Raw genomic sequence first — 11,698 nt, 5'->3', positions numbered from 1 at the left:
TCTACCGTCCGCAGGTGTGACGACCCCGCGAGCAACCGACGAACCCGCCGAATTCCGCGCCGCCGTCGAAGCGATGAACACGGCTGTCGTTCATCCCGGCATCGAGGTCGGTCCGATCCGGCCGCCGCAGCGGCTCGCCCCCTACAGTTTCGCGCTCGGCGCCGAGGTGCGTCACCCCGGCGACGGCGCTGTCGATGCGGTTGCGGAACACTCCGACAGTGACGCGTTCGGGCGGCTGATCCTGCTGCACGACCCGGACGGCGACGACGCCTGGAACGGCACGATGCGTCTGGTCGCCTACATCCAGGCCGACATCGAATCGGCGCTGGCCGCCGATCCGCTGCTGCCGGAGGTCGCGTGGAGTTGGCTGGTCGACACCCTCGCCGCGCGGACCGGTGAGGTGGTCGCCCTGGGCGGGACGGTGACGGCGACCAGTTCGGTACGGTTCGGGGACATCGCCGGACCCCCGCACGCCCACCAGTTGGAGGTGCGGGCGTCGTGGACGCCGACACCGTCGGCGCTGGCCGCGCACGTCGAGGCGTTCTGCGACGTCCTCGCGTACGCGGCCGGGCTGCCGCCTGCGGGGGTCACCCGCCTCGACGGCCACTAGCCGACGTTCTCGGCCTCCACTACGTCCGCTGCATCCCTCATACCTGCCTGCTGCCGGGCCCGGGTCCAGTCCAGGAAGTCGGCGACGGCCTGCACGACGGCAGCGGACCGGATGGACGGGAAGATGTCGAACGCGTGCTGGGCGCCGCGCAGTTCCGCGTAGGCGACGGGGCTGTCGGAGACGTCCCGGAGTCGGCGGACGAACTCGCGGGCCTCGGCGACCGGGATGAACGAGTCGCTCGTGCCGTGGACGACGAAGAACGGGGGCGCGTCGGCGCGCAGGTGACACAGCGGGGACGCGGCCGCGTAGTCCTGCGGGAAGCGCGCCTTCTTGCCGAGAACCATCGGCATCAGCCCGGATTCGACGCGCTGTCGGGTGGCCTTGATCCCGGTCTCGCCGGTGAAGTCGTAGACCCCGTAGTGCGGGGCGCACGCCTGGATCGAGGTGTCGGCGTCCTCGAATCCGGGCTGCAGTCCGGGTTCGTCGGCGGTGAGGGCGAGCATCGCCGCAAGGTGTCCGCCCGCGGAGCCGCCGGTGACCGCCACGAACCGGGGGTCGCCGCCGTACGTGGCGGCGTTGTCCCGCAGCCAGGCGACGGCCTGCTTGATCGCGATCAGGTGCGCCGGCCACACCGCCTTCGGGGACAGCGGATAGTTGACCGCCGCACACACCCAACCGCGGGACGCCATCTCCATCATGAGCGGGATCCCCTGGTCGTCCTTGCTGCCGAACACCCAGCCGCCGCCGTGGATCTGCAGCAGGATCGGCGCGTTCGCCGGGGTGTCGCGGCGGTGGTAGACGTCGACGCGGAAGCGTCGCCCGCCCGGCGCGTACGCGAGATCACGGACGCGGACTACGTCGTCGCGGCGGACCCGGAACGGCATCGCGAGCTGCCGCCACGACGATCGGGCGTCGGCCCCGTCCCGGCCGGCGACGGTGCGGTAGTCGGCGCCGAGCGCTTCGGTGAGCGCGGACTCGGACTCGTGGCGGGCCCCGCGAGCTTCGCCGATCACCGCGGTGAGACCCGCGATCGACAGACCGGCCAGGGCGAGTCCCGCGGCGTCGCCGGGCGTGCGCACACCCCGGCGGACGACACGCTGCGCGGCATCGGCGACGGTCACGGCAAGCAACTGTGGAGCAAGTTCGGCGGTGAGCCAGCCGGACAGGAACGTCGGCACCGACAGCGGCATGCCCGGAATCGGACGAAGCGCATTTACCGTCGCCCCGAGGGTTGCTATTTGTCGGAACAAGAACGCGTTACCGATGGTCATAAACACATTCAAGCATGACCTTTGTCACAACGCATACGGGAAGTTAGAACAGGTTCTACCGTTAGCTGCATGGAGAGACTCAGTGGGATGGACGCCAGCTTCCTGTACCTCGAAACCCCGACGCAGATGCTGCACGTGTGCGGCCTGATCATCCTGGACGGCACCACCGTCCCGGGTGGTTACTCCTTCGCAAAACTACGCGACGAACTCGCGGCACGGGTGAAGGCCATGCCGAGCTTCAAGCGCCGGCTCGAGGACAGCCGGTTCAACCTGGACCATCCGGTGTGGGTCGACGACACCGATTTCGACATCGACCGGCACTTCCACCGCATCGCGGTGCCCGCACCGGGCGGCCGCGACGAGCTGTCCGAGCTGTGCAGCTCCATCGCCAGCCAGCCGATGGACCGCTCCCGCCCGCTGTGGGACATGTACGTCATCGAGGGTCTCGAGGACGGCTCGGTCGCGGTGATGTCGAAGATGCACCACGCCAACGTCGACGGGGTCACCGGCTCGAATCTGATGTCGCAGCTGTGCGGTCTCGAACCGGACGCCCCGCGTCCGGAGCTCGACGAACTGCCCGAGGGTGCGGGACGTGCGTCGTCGCTCGACATCGCGCTCGGCGGCCTGCTGTCGTTCGCGTCGCGGCCGCTGAAGATGGCCAAGCTGCTGCCCGAGAGTGTCACGCTGCCGTTCCGCTGGATCGGCCGGGCCCGCGAGGGCAAGGCGATGCCGACGCCGTTCACGGCGCCGCGCACATCGTTCAACGGCGCGATCACCGGCCGACGGATCCTCGCCTACAAGGAACTGAGCCTCGACGACGTCAAGCTGGTCAAGAACGCGTTCGGGGTGAAGGTGAACGACGTCGTGCTGACGCTGTGCGCCGGCGCCCTGCGCAAGTACCTCGAGGACCGCAACGAGCTGCCCGACAGCTCACTGGTCGCGACGGTTCCGGTGTCGGTGCACGACAAGTCGGATCGGCCGGGTACCAACCAGATCTCGGTGATGTTCACGCAGCTCGGCACCGACATCGCCGATCCGGTGGAGCGGTTGCACTTCATCGCCGAGCACAACGCGATCAACAAGAACCATCACGCCGAGTCGCTGGGGGCGACGCTGCTGCAGGACTGGGCGCAGTTCGCCGCCCCGGCCACGTTCGGCAGCGCGATGCGCGTGTACTCCAAGCTCAAGCTCGCCGAGCGTCACCCGGTGGTGCACAACCTGGTGGTCTCGAACGTGCCGGGTCCGCCGATGCCGCTGTACTTCCTCGGCGCGCGGATCAAGCAGATGTATCCGCTCGGACCGGTGTTCCACGGGGCCGGCCTCAACGTGACGGTGATGTCGCTCGAGGGCCGCCTGGACGTCGGCCTGGTGTCGTGCAAGGAACTGGCCCCGCACCTGTGGGATCTGGCGGACGCGTTCCCCGAGGCGCTGGCCGAGCTGGTCACGGCAGCACGCGCGCAAGCACGGACGCAGAAGCAGCCTGTAGCCCCTCGGTGAACGGGCCCGCGTCCATGACGCAGGCGGAGTGACCGCAGTTCACCTCGTACGTTGCGGCGCCGGCGATCTGGCGGGCGAGCCAGCGCTGGCGCCGCGGCGGGATGATGAGGTCCCTGGTGGGGACCACGACCGCGGTGGGGACGTCGATGTCGCCGACCCACGCGGTGGAGTCGAATTTGCCGATCTCGGCGGTGGCGCGGCCGATCGCGCCGTAGCTGGTCTCCCGGAACTGGGCGTACGCCCACACCCGGTCGCCGCCGAGTCGCGGCCCGCCCACCGGGACCGGGCCGGGCCGGGGCTTGAGCGCGCCGAGGCCGGCGCTGAGCGATTCGAGCGCGATCCGCTCACGCGAGTTCCGCTTGAAGTGCGCGGCACCCGCGCACAGCACCAGGCCGGCGGTCCGGTCCCGGTGCCGCTTCCAGACCAGCTGGGAGACCAGCGATCCCATCGAGTAGCCGACCGGGACGACCCGCTCGATACCCAGGACGTCGGCGAGCGCGACGACGTCGTCGGCGCAGTCCTCGAGGGTGAACCGCTCGGAGCGGATGCCCCGGCCGTGCCAGCGCTGGTCGAGGACGACGACCCGCGCCTTCTCGGCGAGCTTGTCGATCACCGGATACCAGGTGAGGGTGCCGGTGCAGGCGAGGGCGTGCAGCAGCACGAGCGTGGGCCGGTCGTCGTGTCCGGCACGGGCTCCGGTGTCGAGCACGTATGTGCTGCCCCGACCGGGAAGTTCCACCATCGATCCGGTCGGTAGTGCACCGACGGGCGCCACGGCGGCCGCGAGGTTGAGCATCGAATCACCTTCCGGTTCGACGGTCCGGCCGCACCTGCCCCGAAATCCCCGGCGCGCCCTGGAAAGTTGTCGGTCACTTGTCCAACATTTGACACAATTGCCGGAATTCGTCGATATGTCAACGGGTGGCGTCGGTTTCGCCGCTGTGGTGGAGGTTCCGGGACGACGGTGGCGGGGCACGTAGAGTTCTGCCTTATGCCAGAGTCCACCGAATCCCCCGCAGAATCCACCCCCGTTCCCGTGCCGCTGCTGGTCCCGGCCGACGGGGTGCCGCCGGTGATCGAGACCGCCGCGGGGGTGCGGGACGCCGCCGAGCGTCTGGCCGCCGGGACGGGGCCGCTCGCGGTGGATGCCGAGCGGGCGTCCGGGTTCCGGTATTCGTCGCGGGCCTATCTGGTGCAGTTGCGCCGGGAGGGTGCCGGATCGTTCCTGCTCGACCCGATCCCCACCGCCGGTGATCTGGCGCCGCTGGCCGATGCGATAGGCGGCCTCGAATGGGTGCTGCACTCGGCAGACCAGGATCTGCCGTGCCTGGCCGAGTTGGGTCTCGCACCCGCGGCCCTGTTCGACACCGAATTGGCGGGTCGGCTGGCCGGATTCGACCGGGTCGGGCTCGCGGCGATCGTCGAACGCACCCTCGGCCTGGAACTGCGCAAGGGGCACGGCGCCGCCGACTGGTCCACCCGGCCGCTGCCGGACTCGTGGCTCAACTACGCGGCCCTCGACGTCGAGGTTCTCCTCGAGCTGCGCGAGGCGATGGTGAGTGAGCTTGCCGCCCAGGACAAGACCCAGTGGGCGGCGCAGGAGTTCGAGCATGTCCGCCAGGCCGGGCCGCCGCAGCCCAAGCCGGACCGGTGGCGACGCACGTCGCAGATCCACAGTCTCAAGAGCCCCCGCCAACTGGCGGCGGTGCGGGAATTGTGGACCGCGCGGGACGAGATCGCCGCCAAGCGGGACATCTCCCCGAGCCGCATCCTGCCCGATTCTGCAATCGTGGCGGCGGCGACCGCCGATCCGACATCGATCGAGGCGCTGCGGAAGCTGCCGGTGTTCGGCGGGCCGCGGCAACGCCGGTCGTCGCGCATCTGGCTGGCCGCGCTCGAACGTGCCCGGGCGCTGCCGGACGCCGACCTGCCGCCGGTGAACCAGCCGTTCACCGGTCCCCCGCCGGCGAGCCGGTGGGCCCGCAAGGATCCCGAGGCCGCGGCCCGGCTGGCCGCCGCGAAGGCTGGGATCACGGCGCTGAGCGAACGCGTCCACGTGCCGGTGGAGAACCTGCTGAGCCCCGATCTGGTGCGGCGGGTGTGCTGGGAGCGACCGGTGTCGGTCGACGACGCGCTCGCCGCCGGTGGGGCCCGCCCGTGGCAGCGCGAACTGGTCGGTCCGATCCTGGTCGATGCGGTGCGCGCACAGTCCTGACCTGCGGAAGCAGCCACGCCGGCACCCCGTATGTTACTGACGGGTAATCAGCGCTACAGTGGTGCGTGACGGGTCTCGTGCCCGTCGTTTCCGCATCGTTCCCGCCAGGAGGAATCCAGCGTGGCTGCTTCCGCTACTCAGAGAAACGTCGTCTTCGTCGACGGCATCCGCACGCCGTTCGGCAAGGCCGGGCCGAAGGGCATCTACGCCGAGACCCGCGCCGACGACCTCGTCGTCAAGGCGATCCGCGAACTGCTGCGCCGCAACCCTGCGCTCGATCCCGCCCGGATCGACGAGGTCGCGATCGCCGCGACCACCCAGACCGGCGATCAGGGTCTGACGATCGGCCGCACGTCCGCGATCCTCGCGGGCCTGCCCGAGACCGTCCCCGGATTCGCGATCGACCGCATGTGCGCCGGTGCGATGACCGCCGTGACCACCACCGCGTCCGGTATCGGTTTCGGCCAGTACGACGTGGTCGTCGCCGGCGGCGTCGAGCACATGGGCCACCATCCGATGGGGCAGGGCGCCGATCCGAACCCGCGGTTCCTCGCCGACCGTCTGGTCGACCCGTCCGCACTGGTGATGGGCAACACCGCCGAGAACCTGCACGACCGGTTCCCGTCGATCACCAAGGCGCGCACCGACGCCTACGCCGTCGCGTCGCAGGACAAGTACGAGGCCGCCCGCGCCGCCGGGCACCTGGCCGACACCCTGGTGCCGGTCGCGACCCGCGCCGTCGACGGCTGGGGTCTGGCCACCGCGGACGAGCCGCCGCGTCCGGGCACCACGCTCGAGAGTCTCGCGTCACTCAAGACGCCGTTCCGTCCGCACGGCCGGATCACCGCCGGTAACGCGGCGGGCCTCAACGACGGTGCCACCGCGTGCCTGCTCGCCGGTGAGGACACCGCCGCCGAACTGGGTCTGCCGGTCGGGATGCGCATGGTCGGGTTCGCGTTCGCGGGTGTCGATCCCGCGGTCATGGGTATCGGCCCGGTCCCGGCGACCGAGAAGGTCCTGGCCCGCACCGGTCTGAGCATCGACGACATCGGCCTGTTCGAGATCAACGAGGCGTTCGCGGTGCAGGTCCTCGCGTTCCTCGAGCACTTCGGCATCGCCGACGACGATCCACGCGTCAACCAGTGGGGTGGCGCGATCGCGTGCGGCCATCCACTCGCCTCATCGGGGGTGCGGCTCATGACGCAGCTGTCCCACCAGTTCGCGCAGAACCCGTCCGTCCGCTACGGCCTGACCACCATGTGCATCGGTCTGGGCATGGGCGGCAGCGTCGTCTGGGAGAACCCCCACCATGCCGACTACCAGGCTGGAGTGAAGTAGATGACCGACATTGCAAGCGCTTTCGCCGACGAGGTCGTGACGAACGCCTACACCAAGCTGGTCGCGGTGCCCGGGATCGACGGGCCGGTCGCACTGATCACCCTCGACAACGGGTTCGACCACACCAAGCCGAACTCGTTCGGTCCGCGTGGCCTGCTGTCGTTCGACCGGGCCCTCGACGACGCGTTCGCCGCGAACCCGGCCGCGATCGCGGTCACCGGCAAGCCGTTCATCTTCGCGGCGGGCGCCGACCTCAAGGGGGTCCCGTCGATCACGTCCCGCGAGCAGGGTCTCGAGCTGGGCCGGTTGGGGCACAAGGTGTTCCGTCGGCTGCGCGAGTCGTCGGTGCCGACGTTCGCGTTCGTGAACGGGGTCGCGCTCGGCGGCGGCCTCGAGGTGGGTCTGCACTGCCACTACCGCACGTACGCCGACAACGTGGGCGCGCTCGGCCTGCCCGAGGCGATGCTCGGCCTGGTGCCGGGCTGGGGTGGAACGCAGTTGCTGCCCAACCTGATCGGGCCGTCGAACGCGGTGACCGTGGCGATCGAGAATCCGCTCGCCAACGGCAAGGTGATCAATTCCAAGAAGGCGCTCGAGCTCGGCATCGCGGATGTGGTGCTCGGGTCGGCCGACTTCGTCGAGCAGTCCCTCGCATGGGCCGCGCAGGTCCTCGCCGGGGAGATCACCCCGGCGCGTCCGGAGATCGACCGCGGCGCCGGCTGGGATGCGGCGATCGCACGGGCGACGGCGCTCGTGGCTGCCAAGACGTCGAACAACGCGCTCGGCGCGGTCCGCACCGTCGCGCTGCTCGACCGCGCCCGGAACACGGATCTGACGGATGCCGCGTCGCTGGACGCCGGGTTCGCCGCCGAGGACGAGGCCCTCGCGGACCTGCTCGTGACCGACGAGTTGCGGGCCGGGCTGTACGCGTTCGATCTGGTGAACAAGCGGGCCAAGCGTCCCGCCGGGGCGCCGGACCGGTCGCTGGCCCGGAAGATCACCGGGGTCGGCATCGTGGGTGCGGGCCTGATGGCCAGCCAGTTGGCGATGCTGTTCGTCAAGCAGCTGAAGGTGCCGGTGATCCTCACCGACATCGATCAGGAGCGCATCGACAAGGGCGTCGGCTACGTGCACGGCGAGATCGACAAGCTGCTCGGCAGGGGCCGACTGTCGGTGGACGGCGCGAACCGGCTCAAGGCACTGGTCACCGGGTCGCTGGACAAGGCCGCGTTCGCGAACACGGACTTCGTCATCGAGGCCGTGTTCGAGAACATGGACGTCAAGAAGCAGGTGTTCGCCGAACTCGAGCAGTACGTCTCCCCGGAGACGGTGCTGGCGACGAACACGTCGTCGCTGTCGATCACCGAGATGGCGTCGGATCTGCAGCATCCCGAGCGGGTGGTGGGCTTCCACTTCTTCAATCCGGTCGCGGTGCTGCCGCTGCTCGAGGTCGTCAAGGGTGACCGGACGGACGATGCCACCCTCGCCACCGCGTTCGCCACCGCGAAGGCGCTGAAGAAGTCGGCGGTCGGCTCCGCGGACAAGCCCGGTTTCGTGTTCAACCGGCTGCTCATCCGCGCGCTCGGCGAGGTGATGAACGCCGTCGACGAGGGCACCCCGTTCGACGTCGCCGACACCGCGCTCGGCGAGATCGGCATGCCGATGACGCCGTTCACGCTGCTCGCACTGGTCGGGCCGGCCATCGCGCTGCACACCGGGGAGACCCTGCACGCCGCCTACCCGGAGCGGTTCCGGCCGTCCCCCGGCCTGGAGGCGATCGTCGAGGCCCGCCGGCCGGGCGTGTGGTCGTGGACCGAGCAGGGGCAGGTCGTCGACCCGGAGGTCGCCACACTGTGGCGTCAGGGCGACCAGCCGTCGACGTCCGAGCAGGTGCTCGAGCGGACGCGGCGCGCGTTCGCCGAGGAGATCCGGATCATGCTCGACGAGGGTGTCGTCGCCGCCCCCGAGGACATCGACCTGTGCCTGATCCTGGGCGGCGGGTTCGGGTTCTGGAACGGCGGCATCACCCCGTACCTGGACCGCACCGGCACGTCGGTCGCCGTGAACGGAAAACCGTTCCTGGGCGAGGGTGTCGCGAGCGTCTGAGCCGCGGCGGACCGGGCGCGCTTCCTGTCGGGGGGCGCGCCCGGTCCGCGTTTCGGGGGTCGATCTCGGGGGTCAGGAGCCGAAGAGACGCCCGAATGCCTCGGCGAACGCGACGGGCCCGAGGGAGAGCATGTAGTTGCTGCCGGTGAGGAAGGCATCGAACATCGGGCATCGTCTCCTCGACGGTGGTGGGGGCAGAACGTGATTCAGTTACCGAAGGTGCGGTCGACCCAGTCGATCGTCTGCATGCCGAACAGGTCGGTGCCCCACCCGTACAGGTCGGTGAGGAATCGGCCCATGCTGCAGTCGCTGGGCGCGTAGGTGACGTCGGTGCCGCCGGCCCGGTAGCGGTCGGCGAGGTCGCGGGCGTCCTGCGCGGGCACCAGCGACATCGGGGAGTCGTCTCTCGCGCACGACGCGATGAGGACCTTCGCGCGGGGCGCCCGGGTGCCGAGCCGGTTGTCGTCGAACACCGGCTGGAATTCGGGGATGTCGGCGGGACTCTGCCCGCCCGCGAAGAACGTCTTCAACGGCACGAACGGCGCAGTGAAGTAGGCGGGAGTCTGGCACTGCGCCCGGTAGGCGTCCGCGATCGCTCGGCCGACGGGGGTGAGTTTCTCGTCGATCCGCATCTGCGGGTATTTCGGTTCGAGTCCGAGGAGGGTGGCGAACGCGAACCCGGAGCCGACGGAGCCGTCGGCGACCCGCAGGAAGTTGCGCTGGTCGACGACCATGCCCTCGAGGACGGCCGAGCGCACGTTCAACTCGGGCGCGTACTGCGGCTGCGTCTCGGCGGCGAACGCGGCACCGACACCGCCGCCGGCGATACCGAACAGGGAGATCGGGGCGCGGGCGTCCAGTCCGATCCGCGGGGCCGCGAACGCGGCGCGGACGGCATCGAGTTGGGCGTGGCCGGCGAACCGTCCGGCGAACACGGCGTGCGGGTCGGGGTCCGCGTCGTTGCCGACGTCGGAGATGACGACCGCGTAGCCCTTGCCGAACATCAGGGCCAGCGGGCCGAGCGCCGACCACGCCGAACCGTCGAGCGGATTGCGGCCCGTCCACTGCGAACTCGGATGACAGTAGGCACCGACGCTGTCGTTGGCCTGCTGGTAGGAGACCACCTTCTTCTGCGACACCGGCGTGCCGTCGACGGGAATCATCACGATGCCGGTGCTGATCTCGGGGGTGACCCCGTCGAGGCCGGTGGTGACGTACATCAGTTTGTGGGCGTCGATCCGGCCCGGCTGGTAGCCGAGGAACATGACGTCGACCGGTTGCGCTTTCAGGACGGTGCCGGGGCGTTCCCGGCCTGTGAGGGCCGGCTCGTCGTAGAACGGGTCGCGGGCCGTCAGCGCCCGGAACGCCTCCCCTCGTCCGACGGCGTTGCCGGAGTCGAGGGCGCCGACGACGAACCCGTTGAACACCTCCCCCAGGCTCGGGGTCCGCACCGCGGGCGGATCGCTGGACAGGGAGCCTGCCGAGCCGCTCGACCCGAGCGATCCTGTGGACCCGAGTGATCCTGGGGCGGCGGATGATTCGGCGGTGGCGGTGCCCGCTCCCGTGGCCATCAGGCCCGCCGCCAACGTCCCCGCGAGCAGCATCCGCACGCCCTGCCGCTTCCCACTGTCCGACACCATGTGCTCCCCCATCGGTTCGATCCGACCCGCCACACGATCCCCCGTGACGATACTTACCGGCCGGTATGTAGTGTCGTGAATCACGGATTCGCTTCCTCCCGAACCACTACCGAGTGAACAAAGCTAGGCTCACTTGCGTTCTTCCGACCTCCGCTCGCCGTCCCTCACGACCGCGGCCGCCGTTCTCGGTATGGGCGCGCTACTGCCGCCCTGCTCGTCCGCCTCCGACGACGGGGCTACCACGGCGCCGGTGTCCGACGGCGCGTTCCCGGTCACGATCGTGAACATGTTCGGCGACACCACGATCGAGTCGCGACCCGAGCGGCTGGTGACGTTGGGATGGAACGCGCAGGACGTCGTCTACGCGCTCGGCGCGGAGATGAACGGGTGATGCCGTGGCTGCAGGAGAAGTTCGATCCGAGTGCGGCGACAAGACTCTGTCGGCGATCAATCCGGACCGGGCGCCGTACAGTGCGGCAGCGTCCTCCCCACCCCGTGGGCACTCGGACAGTTGACGCCGAAGCTGTCGGAGGCGGCGGGCAAGATGGGGTGGCATCGCGACCGTCGCCGCCCGAAACTCGCCAGTGCGATCAGCGAAGGACCGAGTCGGCGCTAGTCTGCGCCATCTGCCCGTAGTCCATCGAGCTTGCGGCGGGCTTCCTTCGCAGCCTTTTCCGCCTTGGCCAGTTCGCGTTCGGCTCGGGCAATTTTCTCTTCTCGCTTACGTTGCGCCTCCCCCTTTCCGGCTGCGGCCTCGACGGTCTTCACGGAAGACACCGCACCACGTGTCACGCCGCATTCCTCGCACCGCTCGGTCGAGAAGTTCGGGCCGGAATTGGTGCGATGCACCCTCCTCTGGGGAGAGTCCCCTGGGGTGGTGTAAACCGGGATCCCCGAATCCGTGACCGTGTCGGTCCCGGAAGCGGAAGAGCCACCGCGTGAAGCTCTGTGAGTACCGACCAAGGAACTCACGACAAGGAGACCACGCGATGGCCCTGGACCAGTCTGCCCTATCCGAGCT

Annotated in this window: 10 protein-coding genes; 6 read left to right on the top strand and 4 right to left on the bottom strand. The window is 69.7% G+C overall.

The genetic code is table 11. From position 1 onward, the window contains the following. Positions 1-16 precede the first annotated feature (16 nt). Positions 17-610, top strand: coding sequence for a DUF3000 domain-containing protein (locus E0497_RS08880; protein ID WP_137724436.1), 594 nt, complete (start codon positions 17-19; stop codon positions 608-610). Here E0497_RS08880 and E0497_RS08875 read toward each other — a convergent pair. Continuing rightward, a complete protein-coding gene (locus E0497_RS08875; protein ID WP_479681065.1) occupies positions 607-1,875 on the bottom strand; it encodes an alpha/beta hydrolase fold domain-containing protein in 1,269 nt (422 codons plus the stop codon). The genes E0497_RS08880 and E0497_RS08875 overlap by 4 nt on opposite strands. A 75-nt stretch (positions 1,876-1,950) precedes the next feature. On the opposite strand from E0497_RS08875, the gene E0497_RS08870 reads away from it, so the two are divergent. Beyond that, positions 1,951-3,378 (top strand): WS/DGAT/MGAT family O-acyltransferase, encoded by a 1,428-nt coding sequence (locus E0497_RS08870; protein WP_170312922.1) that lies wholly within the window; start codon positions 1,951-1,953, stop codon positions 3,376-3,378. Here E0497_RS08870 and E0497_RS08865 read toward each other — a convergent pair. Further along, positions 3,323-4,174: an alpha/beta fold hydrolase gene (locus E0497_RS08865; RefSeq protein WP_137724434.1), complete on the bottom strand. Its 852-nt coding sequence runs from the start codon at positions 4,172-4,174 to the stop codon at positions 3,323-3,325. The genes E0497_RS08870 and E0497_RS08865 overlap by 56 nt on opposite strands. 195 nt (positions 4,175-4,369) lie before the next feature. On the opposite strand from E0497_RS08865, the gene E0497_RS08860 reads away from it, so the two are divergent. The 3 genes from E0497_RS08860 (at position 4,370) to E0497_RS08850 (ending at position 9,037) form a co-directional block, all read left to right on the top strand. Beyond that, positions 4,370-5,593: an HRDC domain-containing protein gene (locus E0497_RS08860; RefSeq protein ID WP_137724433.1), complete on the top strand. Its 1,224-nt coding sequence runs from the start codon at positions 4,370-4,372 to the stop codon at positions 5,591-5,593. 120 nt (positions 5,594-5,713) lie between these two features. Then, the gene (locus E0497_RS08855) at positions 5,714-6,931 is read left to right on the top strand and encodes a thiolase family protein (protein ID WP_137724432.1); all 1,218 of its coding nucleotides are present in this window, start codon (positions 5,714-5,716) and stop codon (positions 6,929-6,931) included. Continuing rightward, positions 6,932-9,037 carry a 3-hydroxyacyl-CoA dehydrogenase NAD-binding domain-containing protein gene (locus E0497_RS08850; RefSeq protein ID WP_137724431.1) on the top strand — a complete coding sequence of 702 codons (2,106 nt, stop codon included), beginning with the start codon at positions 6,932-6,934 and terminating at the stop codon, positions 9,035-9,037. 206 nt (positions 9,038-9,243) lie between these two features. Here the strand turns inward: E0497_RS08850 and E0497_RS08845 are convergent, their stop codons facing one another. Further along, a complete protein-coding gene (locus E0497_RS08845; protein ID WP_137724573.1) occupies positions 9,244-10,608 on the bottom strand; it encodes a lipase family protein in 1,365 nt (454 codons plus the stop codon). 202 nt (positions 10,609-10,810) lie between these two features. On the opposite strand from E0497_RS08845, the gene E0497_RS08840 reads away from it, so the two are divergent. Next, positions 10,811-11,068, top strand: coding sequence for a hypothetical protein (locus tag E0497_RS08840; protein ID WP_421958322.1), 258 nt, complete (start codon positions 10,811-10,813; stop codon positions 11,066-11,068). Between the two features lie 221 nt (positions 11,069-11,289). On the opposite strand, the gene E0497_RS20420 is transcribed toward E0497_RS08840, so the two are convergent. Next, a complete protein-coding gene (locus E0497_RS20420; RefSeq protein ID WP_161987403.1) occupies positions 11,290-11,445 on the bottom strand; it encodes a hypothetical protein in 156 nt (51 codons plus the stop codon). Between the last annotated feature and the right edge of the window lie 253 nt (positions 11,446-11,698).

Source organism: Prescottella subtropica (genome assembly GCF_005434945.1).
GTDB lineage: Bacteria > Actinomycetota > Actinomycetes > Mycobacteriales > Mycobacteriaceae > Prescottella > Prescottella subtropica.
Note: the sequence above shows the minus strand (reverse complement) of the source record. Positions and strands in the feature narration are given on the sequence as shown.